A 19,928-nucleotide genomic window follows, 5' to 3' on the forward strand; every position below is an offset into this window, starting at 1 on the left:
CGCGACGGGCGAACAGTTCAGAAGTTCGATGGATCGACCATCAGATGATCGGAGACGTTGCCGATCATCTGGATCTCGACCTTGCGCTCGGTGAAGTGCCAGCTCGCGCCGTCGCGGCCGAACGCGTCGAAATACCGCCCGACCACGATCGGCTGGATCGGCACGGTCTCGGTGTCCTGCAGGACGCAGAAGGTGGAGCGGGCGACGGCCGTGTCGCCGCTGAGCTCGACGATCGGGTTCAGCACCAGGTGCCGTGTCCGCGGCGTGTTGCCGTGGTCGGGGAAGCGGCGGGTCGTGGCGGCGAAGAGGTTGGCGATGTTCTCCACGCCGGATACGCCCGCCGGACCCGTGCCGCCGAACGTCGCTCGCGACAGCAGCGCGCCGACGCCGTCGAAGTCACCCGCGTCGATCAGCTCGGCATAGCGGTAGAGCAGTTCGATGATCTCCAGTTTGTCCTCGACGGTGCTCACGCGACCTGGCCTTTCACCACCGGTAGCCCCGGGTCACTCACCGCATGCAGCGGCGACGGCGCCGCGCCGGCCGCGATGAGGTGGGCGGCGAACGACGCGATCATCGCGCCGTTGTCGGTACACAGCCGCGGCCGTGGAATGCGCAGCGTGAGGCCGGCCTCGGCGCAGCGGTCCTCGGCGAGTTCACGGAGCCGCGAGTTGGCGGCGACCCCGCCGGCGATCAACAACGTCGACACACCGAGCTGTTTCGCCGCCCGCACCGCCTTGAGGGTCAGCACATCGGCGACCGCCTCCTGGAAGCCGGCGGCGACATCGGCCTGCGACGCTTCCGGATGGCTCTCGACGTAGCGCGCCACAGCGGTTTTGAGCCCGGAGAAGCTGAACGCGTACGGATCGTCGCGCGGCCCGGTCATGCCGCGAGGGAACACGATCGCGTCGCGGTCGCCGGTCCGTGCGAGGTCGTCGAGCACCTTGCCACCCGGATAGCCGAGACCCAGCAGGCGTGCCACCTTGTCGTAGGCCTCGCCGGCGGCGTCGTCGACGGTGCTGCCGAGTTCGATGATCGGCTCTCCGAGCGACCGCACGTGCAGGAGGTGGGTGTGTCCGCCGGACACCAGCAGCCCGACGCTTTCCGGCAGCGGGCCGTGGTCGTACACGTCGGCGGCCAGGTGTCCGCCGAGGTGGTTGACGGCGTAGAACGGCACCTGCCACGCGGCCGAATACGCCTTGGCGGCAGCCACTCCCACCAACAGGGCGCCAGCCAGGCCCGGACCGATGGTGGCGGCGACGACGTCCGGCTTGTCCACGCTCGCCGCTTCGAGGGCGCGGCGCATCGTCGGCCCGAGCGCCTCCAGGTGTGCGCGCGACGCGATCTCGGGAACCACGCCGCCGAACCGAGCGTGCTCGTCGACGCTGGAGGCCACCTCGTCGGCCAGCAACATCACCGAACCGTCTGCGCCCAGTTCGGCGATGCCCACGCCGGTTTCGTCGCAGGAGCTCTCGATGGCAAGGATGATTGTCATGACGGATCCTCTTGAGGAAGGCGCTTCATGGTATAGGCGTCGGCTCCACTGGCGCGGTAATAACGCCGACGCAGACCGACATTGACGAATCCGAAGCTTTCGTAGAGCGCGATCGCAGGTACGTTGTCGGTGCGCACCTCGAGGAAAACCACGCTGTCGGAAGCAATTTCGAGGAGTTCTTGCACCAGCCGGCGTCCGATTCCCTGCCCTTGATAGTCCGGATCGACGCCGATGGTGTGGATTTCGTACTCGTAGGGCCGGGTCCGGCCCAGCCGCGCGATCCCCGCGTAGCCCACGAGCTTCTCGACCCCCAGCTCATCCTTGACGCGCGCGGCGACATAGTGGATGTGTTTGGCCTTGAGTTCGGCCAGGAACGCCCGCTCCGGCCAGGGATCGTCACCCTTGAACAACTGGGCTTCCAGTTCGGCACATCGCGCGGCGTCAGACGGTTTCAGCTTCCCGTAGACGACGGTCATCGAGCGGCGGCCTCCCGTTCGGCCAGCGTCTTGGCATCGGGACGACGGAGGTAGAGCGGCACCAACGGCGCAGGCGGCGAAGTCCAGTCGGCGACTGCACGTACCAGGCCCTCGGCGGTCGGATATAGCGGCGGCTGCGCCAGCGCCTCCCCCGCGCCGGGGACGTCGGCCGGGGCGGCGACGGCCGGCCCCTCGACTCGCACGCCGTCGCGGTAACGCGCCCAGTACACCTCACGCCTGCGTGCATCCGTGACGACCAGCAGACGGCCGCCCGCCATGATGCCGATGGCGTCCAGGCTGCACACGCCGTATACCGGCAGACCGAGCGCGTGGCCATAGGCCGCGGCGGTGGCCATGCCGACGCGCAGCCCGGTGAACGGGCCCGGCCCGCATCCGACGACGACCGCATCGAGATCGTCCACGCCGACCCCGGCATCGGCGAGCGCGGCGACCGCGTTCGGCGTCAACTGCTCGGCATGCGCACGGGCGTCGAGCGTGACCCGTTCGGCCAGCACCTCGATCGTGTCGTCATGACGACGGACCACGCCGGCCGTGACTGCGGGCGTGGCGGTGTCGATTGCCAGGATCAGGCCGTTCACGGTGCGCTCCACTGCCACATCGCGGTGCGCACCTCGCTGTCGATGCCGCGTTCGAGGCGGATGTCGAGATGGCTGTCGGACAGGCGCTCGGCCACACCTTCACCCCACTCCACCACGACGACCGCATCCTCGAGATCGGCGTCGAGGTCCAGCGAGTCGAGTTCGGCGAGCAGGTCCACCGCGCTGTCGTCCAGCAGCCGGTAGAGGTCGACGTGGATCATGGCCGGGGCATCGGGTTTGCGCGCCCGGTGCACGCGGGCTAGCACGAACGTCGGCGACGTCACCGGCCCTTCGACATCGAGGGCCTGCGCAATCCCCTTGGCCAGCACGGTTTTTCCGGCGCCGAGCGGACCAGACAGCACGACGACGTCACCGGCGCGCAGCTGGCTGCCCAGGCGCTCACCCAACGCGATGGTGTCGGCGGCGGTTGACAGCTCCGCAGTGCCTGCGGCACGTTCAGCCATGGTCGCGAATCCGTTCCCGGACACGACGGGTCAGCGCGACGAGCTTGGAGGGGGTGGCGCGTTCAACCAGCCGCACCAGCGCCTCGTCGATGATTTCCGGCTGTTCGAGCTCAACGAGATGCCCTGCGCCCTCGACGATCACGAGTTCGGACTTCGGCAGCGCATCGGCCATGTCCTGGGAATACTCCATCGGAGTGAGCAGATCCTCGTCACCGCACGCAACCAGCGTCGGCACCTTGGCGAGGGTGTTGAGCCCTTCGGACTCGTCGTGGACTTCGAGTGCGTGCAGGAATTCGACCAGCGTCTCGATCGGGGTGTCGTGCATCATCTTCTCGGAGAATTCGACGACACTGGGGCTGATCTTCTCGTCGCCGTAGGAGGCCGCGCGCAGGATCGGCGCAATGACCGATTTGGCGGCGCCACGGGTGCGGTGCACGGTCTTCGGTGCGTAACGGACGGCGAAGCGGACCGCCTCCAGCGCGGGGTTCTTCAGGATCTCCCCCAGCGGGGAACGTGAAACCCCTTCGGCTGCAGATGCAATCAGCGCCGCACCCACAACGCGGGTCGGATAGCGCTGTGGATACTGCCGCGCGTGCGACAGCACGGTCATACCACCCATCGAATGGCCCACCAACACGACGGGCCCACGCGGTGCCATCACCGCCAGCACCGTCTCCAGGTCCTTGCCCAGTTGCTCGACGGTGTAGGTGTCCGGTGGCGCCGTGCCGGACTGCCCGTGGCCGCGCTGATCGTAGAACACCATCCGCACCTGCGAGCCCCACTCCTCGGTCAGGCGGGCTCGCTGAAAATGGAAGGCGCCCATGCGGAGACAGAAGCCGTGGGCGAAGACGACCGTCAGCCGGGCGTCCTTGTCGCCCACCTCGCGAACGGCGAGGTCGACACCGTCGGGCGTGGTGATGACGACGCTGCGGTCGGCGTCGAGAAGCCCGAAATCCTCATATTCGTAAGGGTCATCGCTACTGACCCGTCGACGCAGCGACTTGGCGACAGACACCGCGGTCGCAGTGCCGACAGCGGTCACCCCCGCCGCGCCCGCCAGCCACCGAGCCCCCTGATCGCTCAACGCTGCGACCCGCGGTAGGTCCGGACGACTCGACCGCGTGGACTCGTGACGACCTCATAGTTGATGGTGCCGAGCAGTTCGGCCCAGTCCTGCGCGGTGGACTCACCGCTGCTGCCCGGCCCGAACAGGATCGCTTCGTCGCCTTCGGAGACATCACCGTCAGTACCGACGTCGACCACGAGTTGGTCCATGCACACGCGCCCGGCGATGCGTCGCAGCCGGCCGTTGATCAACACGTCGATGCGGCCGCTGAGATTGCGGAAGACACCGTCGGCGTAGCCGATGGGAAGCAGCGCCACGGTGGTGTCACGCTCGGCGATCCACGTATGTCCGTAGGACACGCCGTCACCGGCTTGTAGCGACCGCACCCGCGCCACAGGGCATTTCAATGTCATCGCCGGTTTCAACCCCATGTCGCCGCGCTCGGGGATCGGCGTCTGCCCGTACACCGCGATACCGGGCCGGACCATGTCGAACACCAGATCGGGGCGCGTCAACACCGACGGCGAGTTCGACAGGTGCACCACCTCGAAGTGCACACCCGCATCGCGTGCCTGGCCGAACATCTCCTTCAGCCGTTGCGCCTGAACGTCGTTGAACGGATTGTCGGGCTCGTCGCCGTGCACCAGATGTGACATCAGGCCGCGCACCGTGAACGCCTCTTCGGCGAGAGCGTGTTTCAGCGCCGTCAGCATCTCGCGATACTCGGCCGGGCTTGCGCCGTTGCGACTCAGTCCGGTATCGGTCTTGACGGTGACGCTCGCGACCCTGCCCGTGCGTTCGACCGCGTCGCGGAGCTCGCCGATCTGACCCAGCGATGACACGGCGATCTGCACGTCGGCATTGAGCGCGGGCGCGAAGTCCGTCCCCGGCGGATGCAGCCACGCGAGCACAGGCGCGGTGATGCCGTCACGGCGCAGCGCGACCGCCTCGTCGACGGTCGCGACGCCCAGCTCCGCTGCACCCGCAGCCAGAGCGGCGCGGCCCGTCTGGGTCGCTCCATGGCCGTATCCGTCGGCCTTGACGACGGCCATCACCTGCGCCGGACCCGCGTGCTCGCGCAGCAGCGCCACGTTGTGCGCCACGGCGTCGAGGTCGATGACCGCCTCGGGGGTCGCCGACGGCGGCACTGCCGCTGCCGGCGTCGTCGTCGCTCTGGTTGGTTGCATGGTCATGTCACCGGAGCCGATTCTCCCAGACCGGGACCCGGTGCCGCCGACGGCAACTGCCATGAGCCAGCCTGAAGCACCGCCTGGACGGGCGTGCAGGTGCCTGACCTAGGGTTTCTCGCTGAGTTCCGCCCGCGTCACAGCACGGGTGTTTCCCACCACAGCCGTGGGTGGACGTCAGTGCGCGAACGGCTGCACATCGTTGAACTGACCTCGAGGCTTCAGCTTGTCGAGGTCATCCAAGACCGTGAGGACGTCGTCGTGCAGCGCCCTGGCCAGGTCGGCGGAGAAGCCCTCCCTGACCACGACGCGAAGCATGACGACGTCCTCGGCACCCTCCGGCATGGTGTAGGCGGGCACCTGCCAGCCAAACGAGCGCAACGCCTGCGAAATATCGAACTCGGTGTAGCCGAAATCGCCCTTGAGCCTGAAGCTCACGACCGGGATCGACGAGCCGTCGGCGACCACCTCGAAATGCTTACTTTCCCGCAACTGGTCGCCGAGCCAGCGCGCCGTGGACGACAGACAATGCATCACCTGCGCGTAGCCGGCGCGCCCAAGGCGCAGAAAGTTGTAGTACTGGCCGACCACCTGGTTGCCCGGCCTGGAGAAGTTCAGAGTGAATGTCGGCATGTCACCGCCGAGATAGTTGACGTGGAAGACCAGTCCCTCGGGCAGGTATTCCTTGCTGCGCCACACCACGAACCCGATGCCGGGATAGGTCAGGCCGTACTTGTGGCCGCTGACGTTGATCGACACCACCCGCGGCAGCCGGAAGTCCCACTCCAGGTCGGGGTGCAGGAACGGCACCACGAAACCGCCGCTCGCGGCATCGACATGCACGGGGACGTCGAGGCCGCCGCCCGCGGCGAGTTTGTCGAGCGCCGCGCAGATCTCGGCGATCGGTTCGAGCTCGCCGGTGTACGTAGTACCGAGGATGGCCACGACGCCGATCGTGTCCTCGTCGATGGCGTCGAGCACCTGTTCCGGAGTGATGACATACCGATCCTCAGCCATCGGCAGATACCGCGGTTCGACGTCGAAGTAGCGGCAGAACTTCTCCCACACAACCTGAACGTTGGAGCCCATCACCAGATTTGGCGTGCGTCCCTTCCAGCCATCACCGACCTTCTCGCGCCAGCGCCACTTCATCGCCAGACCCGCCAGCATCACCGCCTCGCTGGAGCCGATGGTCGACACACCGATCGCGCTGGACGGGTCGTCGTCGCGCAGGTCCTCGGCGTGAAACAGGTCGGCCACCATACACACGCAGCGCTGCTCGATCGCCGCGGTCGCCGGGTACTCGTCCTTGTCGATCATGTTCTTGTCGAACGTCTCGGCCATGAGCTTCTCGGCCTGAGGGTCCATCCAGGTGGTGACGAACGTCGCGAGGTTCAGCCTGCTGCTGCCGTCGAGCATCAGCTCGTCGTGGATGAACCGGTACGCCGCATCGGGATCCATCGCGTCATCGGGCAGTCGTAACGACGGCACCGGCGCCATCGCCAGCCTGCCGGTGTAGGCCGGGGCGACCTGCGGAGCGTTATTGCCTCTGGGGGACATGGGATTCCTTTCGTCACAAACTGGCGATAGCGGCGCGAACGTGGGCGAGAATGCGTGACGCCGACGTCGGCGCGGGACGCGGGCCAGGATCTGTGGCGGACAGGTTGGCGGCCCGCGCATGGACGTAGGCGGCCGCGGCGGCGGCCTTGCCGGGCGGTAACCCCGCCGCGAGCAGCGCGCCGACGATCCCGGAAAGCACGTCACCGGAACCGGCTGTGGCCGCCCATGATTGGCCCGCGGGGTTGAGGTAGACCGGGCCGCCGGGCTCCGCGACTACGGTGACGTTGCCCTTCAGCAGAACGGTGACGCCGAGGTGGTCGGCGAGCCTGCGAGCCGCGCCGACGCGGTCGTCACCGGGTGGCGAGCCGGCCAGCCGTGCGAATTCCCCTGCGTGCGGGGTCAGCACCGTCGGCGCGCTGCGATTGGCGACGAGGTCGGGATGGGCGGCGAGGATGGTCAGTGCGTCGGCGTCCACGATCACCGGCAGGTCGGTGCCGAGTGTGAACCACAGCGCGGCCGCCCCCGCTTCGTCGATCCCCAGCCCCGGGCCGACCGCCCAAGCCTGCACGCGTCCCGCCGCCGAAACGGTCGGCGTGGCGATGACCTCGGGCCACTGTGAAAGCACCTGCTGTGCGGCACTTCCCGCGTAACGCACCATGCCCGAGGTCGCGGCGACCGCTGCTCCGGTGCACAGCACCGCCGCACCCGGGTAGGTCGAGGATCCGGCCAGGACGCCCGTTACGCCCTGGGTGTACTTGTCGTCCTTCGGTCCGGGAACCGGCCACAGCGCGGCGACGTCGGCGGCCTCGAGCTCGAACACGTCGGACTGCGGCAGGTCCAGGCCGATGTCGACCAGCTCGACGCGACCGCAATCGCCCAGCGCGTGAACCGGTTTGAGGCCGCCGAAGGTCACGGTCAGCGCCGCGTGCACGTGCGGGCCGTCGGTGGCGCCGGTGTGCACGTCGATGCCGCTGGGGATATCGACGGCGACCACGGGCGCATCGGTGCCCGCGAACACCTCGGCGGCGTTCGGCCGCAGCGGCCCACTGGCGCCGATGCCCACGACGCCGTCGATCACCAGATCGGTTGCTGCCGGGATGCTTTGGACGACCCGGCCACCGGATGCGATGAACGCAGCCAGCCCCTTCTTGTGCGCCTTCTCCGGAGTGAGCAGCACCGCGGCGGCGGACGCTCCGCGGCGACGCAGGAAGGTGGCCGCCCACAGCGCGTCGCCGCCGTTGTCCCCGGAGCCGACGACCGCGCAAACCCGGCGTCCGGAGACGCCGCCGGTGCGCGCGGTGAGCTCACGGGCGATCGCGGTGGCCAGTCCCCACGCGGCGCGGCGCATCAAGGCACCGTCTGGAAGGCTCGCCAACAGCGGCGCTTCTGCCTCGCGGATTTGGTCGGCGGTGTAGTAGTGCCGCATCGCCGTCTACGTTACGTGCCCGACGGAGCGGTTGGTCGCGGTTTCAGTATCCGAGCACACCGGGGCCCTCGCCTTGGACTATTCGACGGTGACGGACTTGGCCAGGTTACGCGGCTTGTCGACGTCATAGCCGCGGGCCTGCGCCACCCCCGCCGCGAAGACCTGCAGCGGAATGGTCGAGAGCAGCGGCTGGAAAAGCGTTGACACCGCGGGGATCTCAAACAGATGATCGGCGTAGGGACGGACGGTGTCGTCGCCCTCTTCCGCGATGACGATGGTGATCGCGCCCCGTGCCTGGATCTCCCGGATGTTCGACAGCAGCTTGGCGTGCAGCGTCGGCGCGTTCTTCGGCGACGGCATGACCACGATGACCGGCAGATCGTCCTCGATCAAGGCGATCGGCCCGTGCTTGAGTTCACCGGCCGCGAAACCCTCGGCGTGCATGTACGCCAGTTCCTTGAGCTTCAGCGCGCCCTCGAGCGCAACCGGGTAGCCGACGTGGCGACCGAGGAACAGTACGGTCTGCGACCGCGCGAAGCGGCGGGCCAGTTCGAAGACGGGCTCGACCGAGTCGAGTACACGGGCGACCAGGTCCGGCATGGCCTCGAGGGAGCGGTATTCGCGCTCGACCTCGTCGGGGTACTTGGTGCCGCGAGCCTGCGCAAGCGCCAGTCCGACAAGGTAGTTGGCGGCGATCTGCGCGAGGAAGGTCTTGGTCGAGGCGACGCCGATCTCAGGACCGGCGCGGGTGTAGAGCACCGCATCGCACTCGCGGGGAATCTGCGAGCCGTTGGTGTTGCAGATGGCCAGCACCTTGGCCTTCTGCTCCTTGGCGTGGCGCACCGCCTCCAGCGTGTCGGCCGTCTCGCCGGACTGCGAGATGGCGACGACGAGCGTGTGCTGATCCAAAACGGGGTCGCGGTAACGGAACTCGCTTGCCAACTCGGCCTCTACCGGCAGCCGCGTCCAGTGCTCGATCGCGTACTTGGCCAGCAGGCCGGAGTGGAATGCGGTACCGCAGGCCACCACGAACACCTTGTCGATCTCTCGGAGTTCCTGATCGGAGAGGCGCTGTTCGTCGAGCACGATGCGGTTGTCGACGAAATGGCCGAGCAGCGTGTCGGAGACGGCGGTGGGCTGCTCGGCGATCTCCTTGAGCATGAAGTACTCGTAGCCACCCTTCTCGGCGGCCGAGATGTCCCAATCGATGTGGAAGGTGCGGGCGTTCGCCGAATCGTCGACACCGTTGAAGTCGGTGATGCGGTACCCGTCGGCGGTGACGACGACCGCCTGGTCCTGACCCAGTTCGACGGCGTCGCGGGTGTATTCGATGAACGCGGCCACATCCGAGCCGACGAACATCTCGCCCTCGCCAACGCCGAGCACCAGCGGAGTCGAGCGTCGCGCGGCGACGATCGTGCCGGGCTCGTCGGCGTTGGCGAAGACCAGCGTGAAGTGGCCCTCCAGCCGGCGCAGCACGGACAGCACCGACGCCGGGAAGTCGCCCGCGGTCTCGCCGTCGCGGTATGCGCGGGCGACCAGGTGCACGGCCACCTCGGTGTCGGTGTCGCTGGCGAACTCGACGCCCGCGGCCTCCAGCTCGGCCCGCATGACGGCGTAGTTCTCGATGATGCCGTTGTGAACGACCGCGATCTTCCCGGCGGCGTCACGGTGCGGGTGGGCGTTGCGGTCGGTGGGCCTGCCGTGCGTCGCCCAGCGGGTGTGGCCGAGACCGGTGCTGCCGGCCAAGGTGGCGGCGTCGGTCTCGGCCAGCGCGGCCGTGAGGTTGTCCAGTCGCCCCGCCCTGCGGCGTACCGTCAGGTGGCCCTGACCGTCGAGCAGCGCGATACCCGATGAGTCGTATCCGCGGTACTCCATGCGGCGTAGCGCGTCGACAACAACGTCGCAGGCAGCACGCTGCCCGACGTAGCCGACGATTCCGCACATAGCCATTCAGGGTAGTGCAAGAGCGTTCGGGGACCGCCTGCGCTACGGTCGTCTCGTGGCGCGAACGGCGAAGCTCTTCAACGAGTTGAAGCGTCGCGGTCCGCATCGTGTTTTACGTGGTGACCTGGCCTTTGCCGGACTGCCCGGTGTCGTGTTCACCCCGGAGTCGGGGCGCAATCTCGCGGGCGTGGCCTTCGGTCACGATTGGCTTACGAGTGACGACCGTTACTACGGGACGCTCGAGCATCTCGCGTCGTGGGGCATCGTCGCCGCGGCGCCGGCCACCGAGACGGGGCTCGCGCCGTCGGTGCTCAATCTGTCCTACGACCTCGGCACCGCGCTGGACATCATCTCCGGGGTGCGGCTGGGGCCCGGCCAGATCAGCGTGCATCCCACCAAGCTCGGCGTGGCCGGGCACGGTTTCGGCGCGTCGGCAGCGGTGTTCACGGCGGCAGGCATGCCCACCAGGGTTAAGGCGGTCGTGGCGGCGTTTCCGACGGTCACCAAACCCCGCGCCGAGGAGCCCGCGTCGACGCTGAAGGTGCCCGGGTTGATCCTGTCCGATCCCGGCGACCCGATGTCGTTGCGCTCCAACGCCGTCGAGCTCGCACGGGCATGGCAGACCGGGACACTGCGGGCCGTGAGCAAGGTGAAGGCGGGCGGACTCATCGAGGGCCGGCGCCTGGCGAAGGTCGTCGGATTGCCGGGCGCCAATCGCGGTACGCAGAAGATCGTGCGGGCGTTGATGACGGGATATCTGCTGCACATGCTGACCGGCGACAAGGCCTACCGCGACTTCTCCAACCCCGAAATCGCGCTGCCGAAGGCCCCGACGCTCGACCCGTTCGCCGGCGATCCGGTGGATCTCGAGAACAAGGTCGTCGCGTTGTTGAAGCCCTGAGCACAACCAACCAACCGGTTGGGTGTATAACTCTCACATGTCGACAACGCGGTCCATGCGAGCCGGGATCTTCCTCAACTACGCAGGTGGCTTTCTGGAGGCCGTCGAACAGGTCGTCGACATGGAGAAACTCGGCGTCGACATCGCACTGGTCGCCGAGGCCTACTCCTACGACGCGATCAGCCAGCTGGGCTTCCTGGCGGCCAAGACGTCAAAGATCGAGCTCGGAACGGGCGTCGTCCCGATCTACATCCGCACCCCGACCCTGCTGGCGATGACGGCGGCCGGCCTGGACTACGTGTCCGACGGCCGGTTCCGGCTCGGCATCGGCACGTCCGGCCCGCAGGTCATGGAGGGCTTTCACGGTGTTCCATTCGACGCGCCGCTCGGACGGACCCGTGAGGTCGTCGACATCTGCAGGCAGGTGTGGCGCCGCGAGCGGGTGACCTACGACGGCAAGTACTACCAGATTCCGCTGCCTGCCGATCAGGGCACCGGCCTCGGCAAGCCGCTGCATTTGATCAATCACCCTGTGCGCGACCGGATTCCGATCACGATTGCGGCGCTCGGACCGAAGAACGTCGAGCTCACCGCGGAGATCGCCGAGGGCTGGCAGCCGGTGTTCTTCTTCCCGGAGAAGGCCGATGACGTGTGGGGTGACTCACTGCGGGCCGGGTACGCCAAGCGCGATCCTTCCCTTGGCCCGCTCGACATCATGGTGAGCGCGCCCCTGGCGATCGGCGATGACGTCGACGACCGATTGGCTTGGGTGAAGCCACAATTGGCGCTGTACATCGGCGGTATGGGCGCCCGCGGGCAGAACTTCTACCACAAACTCGCGACCCGTTATGGCTTCGGCGAGGTGGCCGATCACATCCAGAATCTCTATCTCGACGGCAAGAAGGCCGAGGCAATCGAAGCGGTACCCGACGAGCTGGTGCGGTCCGTCTCGCTGGTGGGTCCGCGCGGGTACGTCAAGGAGCGGCTGGCGGCGTTCAAAGAGGCGGGTGCCACCACGCTGTTGCTGCAACCGCTTTCAGGCGACCGCGGTGAAACGTCGAAATTCGTCGAGGAACTGCTGGACCTGCTGCCGTAGCGATTAAGGAAATCGCCGGAACCCCTGTAGACTGAGTACAGCGGCATCGTCTGTTCTGCCTTTTGCCGCTTCTCGATCGTCAAACCGAGCGCCGCGGGATCACCCGCGCCGGGCAGGACGACCACACTCAAACTTTCGGAGCTTCAATCTTGTCTGTTCAAATCCCCGGTGGCTCAACCATGCCCACCTTCGCCGAACTCGGCCTGCCACAGGCAGTCGTCGACGTCCTCGCCGACACCGGCATCGATACGCCGTTCCCCATCCAGGCCGCCACGCTGCCTGATTCGTTGGCGGGCCGTGACGTTCTCGGCCGCGGCCGCACCGGATCCGGCAAGACTTACGCGTTTCTGTTGCCGATGGTGACGCGACTCACAAACAACCCCTCCAGGCCTCTCCCCGGCCGGCCCCGGGCGCTCATCCTGGCCCCGACACGCGAGTTGGTGGCTCAGATCCAGGCGTCGCTCGCTCCCCTGGCCGCTGCCACAAATCTGCGTTCGGTCGTCGTGTTCGGCGGTGTCGGGCACCAACCGCAGATCGACAAGCTGCGCGCGGGTGTCGATATCGTCATCGCCTGCCCCGGCCGCCTCGAAGACCATGTGCAGGCAGGTCACGCCGACCTGTCGGCGGTCGAGATCACCGTGCTGGATGAGGCCGACCACATGGCCGATCTCGGATTCCTGCCTCCCGTCAAGCGCCTGCTCGACAGGACACCGCGTGACGGGCAGCGAATGCTGTTCTCCGCCACGCTGGATCGCGGTGTCGACGTGCTGGTCAAGCGCTATCTGACCAATCCGGTCGAGCACAGCGTCGACTCGGAGCAGTCGCCGGTGACCGCGATGGACCACCACGTCCTGCATGTCGACAAGGCCTCGCGCATCAACGTGCTGGCCGACCTCGCCGCTTCGCCGGGCCGGACCATCGTGTTCGCCCGGACCAAGTACGGCGCCAAGAACCTTGCCCGGCAGTTGAATTCGCGCGGCGTGCCTGCCGTCGAACTGCACGGCAATCTGTCGCAGAACGCGCGCACCCGTAACCTCGCGGCGTTCTCCGATGGCTCGGCGTCGGTTTTGGTTGCGACGGACATCGCGGCCCGCGGCATTCACGTCGATGAGGTCAGCCTGGTCGTCCACGCGGATCCGCCCGTCGAGCACAAAGCGTATCTGCACCGGTCCGGCCGGACGGCACGCGCCGGCAACGACGGCACGGTGGTGACGCTGATGCTCGACGAGCAGGTGTCGGACGTGCGGCAGCTGACCCGCAGGGCAGGGGTGAAGCCCACGATCACCCGCTTCAGCGGTCCGTCGCACCCGGTGCTACATGAGATTGCCCCCGGCGAGCGCACCTTCGGGAAGCCGATCGTGCCCGCCACGCCGCCCAGTCGACCCGCGCCGGCCAAGCCCGCCCAGGCGCGCCGTCGTCGCTCGAACAACCGGCGTAGGCGTCCCGCTAACGCCTAGGTGTTGGGCCGCGCGGACACTTGGCGTTCGTTGACAGCGATTTCGGCGAGCAACGCGACCACTACGCCGAACGCGAAGTACAACGCGGGCAGCCACGGGGCGACACCGAACAGTCCGTCGGAATCCGCATTGTACGCGAACAGGCCGACCTTGGCGAGCACGATCTCGACGATCGGTCCGAAGATCGCGGCCAATACGCCACAAACGATCGACGGCTTGTCCCCCAGCGCGCACCAGGTGATCACCGCCATCGTGATGACGAGGGTTGTGCTCGGTACTGTCGGCGCGCTGTGCACCAGCGCGGTGGTGACATAGGTGCCGATGACCGCGGCGATACCCGCTAGCCCCTGCCGCGCAGTCACTGTGGTGCGCGGTTCGGGGAGATGCAGCCGCAGTTCGGCCAGCGAGACCGTCGCGGCGCCAACCATTATCGGAAACCAGATCGGGCTGCTCCAGACGAATGGCACCGCCTCAGTGAAGTACTGCGTGGTGCCGGTGACGACGTGGCTGTGGTCGCCGACGAGCGATGCCACCGCCCCCAGGAGGAACAGAAAAAGAACCTCGGGCACCCGCAGCTTCACGAAGCGGACGTTACTCCCGCCAACACACCGATCGCCAAGCTGCCAGTCCCTGCCTCATTCGCCCACCTGCGGCAGTTCGTCTGCCGCGATTTCACACGGCGTCCCCGCGGGCGCATCCGGCGCCGCCAGGGGCTCTATCGGCGGAGGCACGACGGTAATAGGTGGTGGCGGCTCGGCCGGCGGTTCGGTCGCGACCGGTGGCGGTGGATCTGCCGCCGGCACTTCTTCGTCGTCGACAGCAGCGGCTGCGGGATCTGCTTCGGCGGTGTCTGAGCCCTCTTGCGTCTCGTCGTCATCGAGCAGTTCCTCGTCCACGTCGTCGTCGGACTCGTCGGGCTCGTCTTCGTCGAGTTCCTCTGGATCTTCGGGGACGTCTGGCTCGTCGTTTTCGGGCAGATCCGACAGTGCCTCCTGCGACGCTCCCAGTAGACCGCCCAGCATGTCGCCGAGCTGGCCTCCGAACCCGGACAGTCCGCTTCCGATGTCGGGCATTCCCCCGCCGAGCGACGGTACTGAGGGCGGCGCCATCGCCGCAGGCTCCACCGGCGGCGCAAGTGGTGGCGGCGGCTGGGGCGGTGGCGCCGGCAGCGGTGACTGTGCCACCGGCGGCGACGCCGACCACCCCGTCGCCATCCCGGTCGGCGCACCCATCGGTCCGCCGGCGATCGCTCCACCACCGCGCGAGTCCACGCCCGCTGGTGTGGTTCCCACCGCCTCGCCCGATGGACCAGACCACGCCGGACCGAAATCGCCGGGCACTTCGAATGCAACGGCCGACTGCGATGTCAGTTCGACCACCGCGGTGTCGTATGCCTCCGTCACGGTGGCCACCGTCGATCGCATCGCCGTCAGCCACTCGCCGCGAATGTCATTCTCGACGAACGGCTTTACCTCTTGATCAACGAGCTCGCTCGCCGCCACACGATCACCTGCGCCGGTGGTGATGGTCTGCACCGCGGCACGCCAATCCGGCCGCGCACCCCGATTCTCCATCGCCACCGTCGCCGCGACCTTCCCATCGATGCTGTGCCACAACCGATCCCGCAGCGATATCAACGATTCAGCCGCCGCACGAACGGCATTCACCACATCCGCCGAGGCCTCACCATGACGTCGCAGGAACTCCCGCGACGCCGCCGCGCCCGTACCACGCCACACCACGGGCATGAAGACCAGCTGTGCCTCTTGGCGAGCGAGCACCCCTTCGGCCGCGGTTGCCGCTGCCCGCAATGCCTCGCAATCGGCATCGAGCGCACACAAGTCCATGCCGTCCTCGCTGCCGTACCAATCGCGTACCTGCGATGCGTGCAGGGTCAGATCCGGGTCCTTGTAGCCGAGCAGATGGCAGGCCCACACGTAGTCCTGCACAGTCTCGGCGGCAGGCCGGCCTTCGGCCAATCGCGAAGCGGCGTCGTATATTTCGGCCACGCCTCAGCCCACCAGGCGGCGGCTGGCACGCAGGTCGGCCTCATCGTAACGATCCGCGGTGGTACGCAAAGTCGCCGCGATCTCCGCGCACGCCCGCACCCACCCCCGGAGTTGGTCAGCGAGACCGTCGACCGCGGCACGCACGGCTGCACCGTGCGCGACGTGCATCCTGCCTGCGGAAGCGCTACCGAATTGCAGCCCGGCGAGCCGCGTGCGGACGACGGCATCGACGGCGTCGGCCGCAGCCTGATACTCGTCGGCGACATGCAGCAGCGCGGCGACATCGACGTGCGCGACGTCTCGTTCTCCCATGTAGAGCTAGGACGCTATCGACGGCCCACCGGTTCCCACCGGTTTCAGGGTTGTTCGCTGACCGATTCCGCTACCCGCGCGGCTAGCCGGCGCGCGGTATCCTCGTCGGCGGCCTCCACCATGACGCGGACAACCTGTTCAGTTCCGGAGGGACGCAACAGAATTCGACCCGAATCACCCAGCGCGCGTTCGGCCTCGGCCACCGCGGTGCGCACCGACGGCGCCTCGGCGACCGTCGCCTTGTCAGCGACCTCGACGTTGATCAGCACTTGCGGCATCGTCTGCATCGGCTCGGCGAGTTTGGCCAGCGACGATCGCGTCTGCGCCATCCGCGACATCAAGCGCAGACCGGTCAGAATGCCGTCGCCCGTCGTACCGAACGCCGGCATGACAATGTGTCCCGATTGTTCGCCACCCAACGAGTACTCGCCGGCGCGCAACTCCTCGAGCACATAACGGTCGCCGACGCCGGTGGTGCGTACCTCGATGGCGGCCTCGCGCATCGCGAGATGCAGACCGAGGTTGCTCATGACGGTGGTGACCAGCGTGTTGGACGCCAATTCGCCGGCCTCCTGCATCGCGAGCGCCAGGATCACCATGATCGCGTCGCCGTCGACCGTCCGGCCGCTCGCATCGACTGCCAGGCAGCGGTCGGCGTCCCCGTCGTGCGCGAGGCCGAGATCCGCGTGGTGGGACACGACCGCGGCCTGCAGCGTCTCCATGTGCGTGGAACCGCAGCCGTCGTTGATGTTCAGACCGTTGGGCTCCGCGTTGATGGCGATGACGTTCGCACCCGCGGCGCGATAGGCGCGGGGTGCAGCCGACGAGGCGGCGCCGTGCGCACAGTCGACGACGACGGTGATTCCGTCGAGGCGGGTCGTCACCGCCTTGCCGACATGACGCAGATAGCGGTCCAAGGCATCCTCGGCGTCGACCACTCGGCCGATGCCCGCACCGGTGGGCCGATGACCGGGACCTTGGTGGACGAGCTCCTCGATCCGGTCCTCGGCCGCGTCGTCGAGCTTGTGGCCACCCGGCCCGAAGATCTTGATGCCGTTATCCGGCATCGGATTGTGCGACGCGCTGATCATCACGCCGAAGTCGGCGTCATAGGCGCCGGCGAGGTAGGCCACCGCCGGTGTCGGCAGCACCCCGACCCGCAATGCGTCCACGCCCTCACTGGTGATGCCGGCGATCACCGCCGCTTCGAGCATCTCCCCGCTGGCCCTGGGATCGCGGCCGACCACGGCCACGCGACGCGCATGACCGCCGACGCCGCCAAGCCGTCGAGCCGCCGCCGAACCGAGCGCCATGGCCAGCTCAGCGGTCAGATCCTGGTTGGCGACGCCGCGCACCCCATCGGTGCCGAACAGTCGACCCATGCCGACAAACTTCTCATAAATGGCGCCCAAAGAGCCAACCGCGGACACCGCGCGCCGTGCCGCCACCGAATCGGTACCCAAATGCGACAGGACGCACTCACCGCCCGCATCCGGGGTGGATACGGGCGGTGATGTCGCTTTGATTAGCTGCCGTGCTCGGCGGACGGCTGCTGCGGGGTGGCGGGCGCCGTGGTCGGAACCTCGTCCCCGGACGTCTGGCCAGGGGTGCCCTCGATCTCGCCAGGGGTGCCCTCAACCTGACCAGGCGCGCCCTGAATGTGGCCAGGGGCGCTCTCGGACTGGCCAGGACCGTTCTGCTGGAGCAGAACCGATCCGAGGCTGTTGACGCACACCGACTGCTCGGTGCCCTCGGTGTCCGTGGCCTCGGCCAGCTTGGTCACCTGGTCAACCTCGAGGTCGCAGACACCGGCAGCGATCGTCGCGGCGTCGGCGGCCTTCACGTCCTCAAGGACTCCAGCGCTGCCGAGGGTCACGTTGACCAGGCCGTCGGGCGCGGGAGCGTTGTGGGGCTGCGCGCCAGCGATGCCCAGGCCGGCAGTGAAGAGCAGCGACCCGCCAAGGACGGTGCCTGCTGCGACGTTCTTCATGACGTTCCTCATCAATTGCTCCTTTTCAGTAGGGGAGGCGACAGTCCGGTCCCCCGATGGCATGACTGCCGTACCGGTGGCCTGTGGGGCCAATCCGCGCATGCGGCATCGCCACCTCCGAAGACGCTGTATTCACGATCGGGGCGGGATCCAAACGAAAAGCACGCAATTGTGAACTGGTCGACCTTGTATGCAAACCCGCGAACGCAGGGAAAATTGCGTGTTCACCTGCAGTGGAACGGTCGACAACGTCGCCGCTCGAGACGATGGTTCGCCAGTGCCATGGTCACCTACCAGGGCGCGGCAATAAGCATTCCGCCCGGCGCGCGTGATGCACACCGGGCGGAATGACCAAACAGATCAGCGCTTGCTGTACTGAGGCGCCTTGCGGGCCTTCTTGAGGCCGTACTTCTTGCGCTCGATGGCCCGCGGATCGCGGGTCAGGAAGCCGGCCTTCTTGAGTGCGGGCCGGTCCTCGGGCTGCACCAGGATCAGCGCACGGGCGATGGCCAGGCGCAGCGCACCGGCCTGCCCGGACGGCCCGCCACCATCGAGGTGGGCGTAGATATCGAAGGAGTCAACCCTGTCGACCGTCACCAGCGGGGCCTTGATGAGCTGCTGGTGCACCTTGTTCGGGAAGTAGTCCTCCAGGGAGCGGCCGTCCAGATGGAACTGGCCGCTGCCCGGCACCAGACGCACCCGGACCACGGCCTCCTTGCGGCGCCCGACGGTCTGGATGGGACGGTCGATGATGACCGGCTCACGCGCGGGTGCTGCTTCGGGCGCGGCGGTCTCGGTCGCGGTCTCCTCGACGGGAGCCTCGGTCACTTCTTCGGTCGTATCGGTCGATTCGGTCACTGGGCCACCTGCTTGATCTCATACGGAATGGGCTGCTGGGCGGTGTGCGGATGATCCGGCCCCGCGTAGACCCGCAGCTTCTTCTGGATCTGATGGCCGAGCTTGGTGTGCGGGATCATGCCGAGGATCGCCCGCTCGACGACCCGGTCGGCGTGCTTGGCCATCTCGTCACCGAGCGCACGTGCCCGCAGACCGCCGGGATAACCCGAGTGGCGGTAGGCGAACTTCTTCGCGAGCTTGTCGCCACTGATGGCGACCTTGTCTGCGTTGATGACAATGACGAAATCGCCACCGTCGACATTCGGCGTGAATGTCGGCTTGTGCTTGCCACGCAGCAGATTCGCTGCTGCGACGGCGAGCCGGCCGAGCACCACGTCCGTGGCGTCGATGACGTACCACGAACGCGTGGTGTCACCCGCCTTTGGCGTGTACGTAGGCACAGCGCTACCTCTCATCTATCGGGTTGGATCCCGGAGCGACCCGGGGGCCGGTCAGGTGTGCGGTGGGGAACCCTCGGCGACCGACGTTGACCCGAGGCCCCGGCGTTACCGCACGCCAACGGAGCAGCTTACCTGTGCCCGTCCTCGCAGGTCAAAACGCCTTCGGCGGGGTCTGACCTTGGCCTGGAGCGGGGCGCGGCCAGATGCCGCCCACGCGGGGCGTCCAAACATGTCCAAAACATAGGGAAACACCTGATTTCTCCGTACACCAACCCGCCGTAGCTTCGTCTGCGTCGGCGAGCGGTGTTAGCCAGGAACCGATCCAAATATCAAGATCACAACGGAGAACACATGTTTCGCACTCTCATCGCCGGGGCCTTGGTTGCCGCGGCGGCTGCTGTCGGCGCCGCCTCGGTCGCGAACGCCGAGACCTACTACAAGAACTGCGCCGCGGCGCGCGAGGCCGGCGTTGCGCCGATCATGCAGGGCGAGGACGGCTACGCGCCGCATCTCGACCGCGACGGCGACGGCATCGCCTGCGAATAGCCGCAGCTAAAGCTGGGTTTGCGCCACCGTGGCCCACTCCCGCACCACGGTGGCGCAAACCTTTTCCTGGCGAATCCCCTGGCTCCCCTCCAAATGGGACCG

General features: G+C 67.5%; 21 protein-coding genes. 4 read left to right on the forward strand and 17 right to left on the reverse strand.

All coding sequences use genetic code 11. The features are described 5' to 3' along the window. Nucleotides 1-17: 17 nt before the first annotated feature. The 10 genes from G6N43_RS26245 to glmS form a co-directional block, all read right to left on the reverse strand. Complete coding sequence (locus G6N43_RS26245) at nucleotides 18-470, reverse strand: nuclear transport factor 2 family protein (RefSeq protein WP_083154067.1); 453 nt, start codon at nucleotides 468-470, stop codon at nucleotides 18-20. Next, nucleotides 467-1,492 (reverse strand): tRNA (adenosine(37)-N6)-threonylcarbamoyltransferase complex transferase subunit TsaD, encoded by a 1,026-nt coding sequence (gene tsaD, locus G6N43_RS26250; RefSeq protein ID WP_083154068.1) that lies wholly within the window; start codon nucleotides 1,490-1,492, stop codon nucleotides 467-469. The genes G6N43_RS26245 and tsaD overlap by 4 nt, the downstream gene beginning before the upstream one ends. Then, the gene (gene rimI / locus G6N43_RS26255; protein ID WP_083154071.1) at nucleotides 1,489-1,968 is read right to left on the reverse strand and encodes a ribosomal protein S18-alanine N-acetyltransferase; all 480 of its coding nucleotides are present in this window, start codon (nucleotides 1,966-1,968) and stop codon (nucleotides 1,489-1,491) included. Before rimI ends, tsaD begins: the two co-directional genes overlap by 4 nt. Further along, complete coding sequence (gene tsaB / locus G6N43_RS26260) at nucleotides 1,965-2,567, reverse strand: tRNA (adenosine(37)-N6)-threonylcarbamoyltransferase complex dimerization subunit type 1 TsaB (protein WP_083154136.1); 603 nt, start codon at nucleotides 2,565-2,567, stop codon at nucleotides 1,965-1,967. Before tsaB ends, rimI begins: the two co-directional genes overlap by 4 nt. Next, entirely contained in the window at nucleotides 2,564-3,031 is a 468-nt protein-coding gene (gene tsaE, locus G6N43_RS26265) for a tRNA (adenosine(37)-N6)-threonylcarbamoyltransferase complex ATPase subunit type 1 TsaE (RefSeq protein WP_083154073.1), read from the reverse strand. Before tsaE ends, tsaB begins: the two co-directional genes overlap by 4 nt. Continuing rightward, a complete protein-coding gene (locus G6N43_RS26270; RefSeq protein ID WP_083154076.1) occupies nucleotides 3,024-4,115 on the reverse strand; it encodes an alpha/beta fold hydrolase in 1,092 nt (363 codons plus the stop codon). Before G6N43_RS26270 ends, tsaE begins: the two co-directional genes overlap by 8 nt. Further along, nucleotides 4,112-5,290 (reverse strand): alanine racemase, encoded by a 1,179-nt coding sequence (alr, locus tag G6N43_RS26275; protein ID WP_179967925.1) that lies wholly within the window; start codon nucleotides 5,288-5,290, stop codon nucleotides 4,112-4,114. The genes G6N43_RS26270 and alr overlap by 4 nt, the downstream gene beginning before the upstream one ends. A 171-nt stretch (nucleotides 5,291-5,461) precedes the next feature. Then, complete coding sequence (locus G6N43_RS26280) at nucleotides 5,462-6,844, reverse strand: glutamate decarboxylase (RefSeq protein WP_083154078.1); 1,383 nt, start codon at nucleotides 6,842-6,844, stop codon at nucleotides 5,462-5,464. 13 nt (nucleotides 6,845-6,857) lie between these two features. Next, nucleotides 6,858-8,270, reverse strand: a complete 1,413-nt coding sequence (locus G6N43_RS26285; RefSeq protein WP_083154081.1) for an NAD(P)H-hydrate dehydratase — start codon at nucleotides 8,268-8,270, stop codon at nucleotides 6,858-6,860. Between the two features lie 78 nt (nucleotides 8,271-8,348). Continuing rightward, entirely contained in the window at nucleotides 8,349-10,217 is a 1,869-nt protein-coding gene (gene glmS / locus G6N43_RS26290; protein ID WP_083154084.1) for a glutamine--fructose-6-phosphate transaminase (isomerizing), read from the reverse strand. 55 nt (nucleotides 10,218-10,272) lie between these two features. Between glmS and G6N43_RS26295 the strand changes: the two genes are divergently transcribed. The 3 genes from G6N43_RS26295 to G6N43_RS26305 all read left to right on the forward strand — a co-directional run bounded on the left by G6N43_RS26295 (nucleotide 10,273) and on the right by G6N43_RS26305 (nucleotide 13,671). Beyond that, nucleotides 10,273-11,118, forward strand: coding sequence for a dienelactone hydrolase family protein (locus G6N43_RS26295; RefSeq protein WP_083154086.1), 846 nt, complete (start codon nucleotides 10,273-10,275; stop codon nucleotides 11,116-11,118). A gap of 55 nt (nucleotides 11,119-11,173) precedes the next feature. Next, nucleotides 11,174-12,214, forward strand: a complete 1,041-nt coding sequence (locus G6N43_RS26300) for an LLM class F420-dependent oxidoreductase (RefSeq protein WP_083154088.1) — start codon at nucleotides 11,174-11,176, stop codon at nucleotides 12,212-12,214. A gap of 179 nt (nucleotides 12,215-12,393) precedes the next feature. Next, complete coding sequence (locus G6N43_RS26305) at nucleotides 12,394-13,671, forward strand: DEAD/DEAH box helicase (protein WP_083154091.1); 1,278 nt, start codon at nucleotides 12,394-12,396, stop codon at nucleotides 13,669-13,671. Here the strand turns inward: G6N43_RS26305 and G6N43_RS26310 are convergent. The 7 genes from G6N43_RS26310 to rplM all read right to left on the reverse strand — a co-directional run bounded on the left by G6N43_RS26310 (nucleotide 13,668) and on the right by rplM (nucleotide 19,280). Beyond that, complete coding sequence (locus G6N43_RS26310) at nucleotides 13,668-14,252, reverse strand: diacylglycerol-binding protein (protein WP_083154094.1); 585 nt, start codon at nucleotides 14,250-14,252, stop codon at nucleotides 13,668-13,670. The genes G6N43_RS26305 and G6N43_RS26310 overlap by 4 nt on opposite strands. 54 nt (nucleotides 14,253-14,306) lie before the next feature. Continuing rightward, nucleotides 14,307-15,680, reverse strand: coding sequence for a hypothetical protein (locus G6N43_RS26315; RefSeq protein WP_234810164.1), 1,374 nt, complete (start codon nucleotides 15,678-15,680; stop codon nucleotides 14,307-14,309). A gap of 3 nt (nucleotides 15,681-15,683) precedes the next feature. Further along, nucleotides 15,684-15,992: a DUF7162 family protein gene (locus G6N43_RS26320; RefSeq protein ID WP_083154097.1), complete on the reverse strand. Its 309-nt coding sequence runs from the start codon at nucleotides 15,990-15,992 to the stop codon at nucleotides 15,684-15,686. 44 nt (nucleotides 15,993-16,036) lie between these two features. Continuing rightward, nucleotides 16,037-17,374, reverse strand: coding sequence for a phosphoglucosamine mutase (gene glmM, locus G6N43_RS26325; RefSeq protein ID WP_163658217.1), 1,338 nt, complete (start codon nucleotides 17,372-17,374; stop codon nucleotides 16,037-16,039). Between the two features lie 143 nt (nucleotides 17,375-17,517). Further along, a complete protein-coding gene (locus G6N43_RS26330; protein ID WP_234810327.1) occupies nucleotides 17,518-17,994 on the reverse strand; it encodes a hypothetical protein in 477 nt (158 codons plus the stop codon). Between the two features lie 348 nt (nucleotides 17,995-18,342). Further along, complete coding sequence (gene rpsI, locus G6N43_RS26335; RefSeq protein ID WP_083157625.1) at nucleotides 18,343-18,810, reverse strand: 30S ribosomal protein S9; 468 nt, start codon at nucleotides 18,808-18,810, stop codon at nucleotides 18,343-18,345. Between the two features lie 26 nt (nucleotides 18,811-18,836). Further along, a complete protein-coding gene (gene rplM / locus G6N43_RS26340; protein WP_083157620.1) occupies nucleotides 18,837-19,280 on the reverse strand; it encodes a 50S ribosomal protein L13 in 444 nt (147 codons plus the stop codon). A gap of 351 nt (nucleotides 19,281-19,631) precedes the next feature. On the opposite strand from rplM, the gene G6N43_RS26345 reads away from it, so the two are divergent. Next, nucleotides 19,632-19,826, forward strand: a complete 195-nt coding sequence (locus G6N43_RS26345) for an excalibur calcium-binding domain-containing protein (RefSeq protein WP_083157619.1) — start codon at nucleotides 19,632-19,634, stop codon at nucleotides 19,824-19,826. The last annotated feature ends 102 nt before the right edge of the window (nucleotides 19,827-19,928 follow it).

The organism is Mycolicibacterium moriokaense (genome assembly GCF_010726085.1).
GTDB classification, from domain to species: domain Bacteria; phylum Actinomycetota; class Actinomycetes; order Mycobacteriales; family Mycobacteriaceae; genus Mycobacterium; species Mycobacterium moriokaense.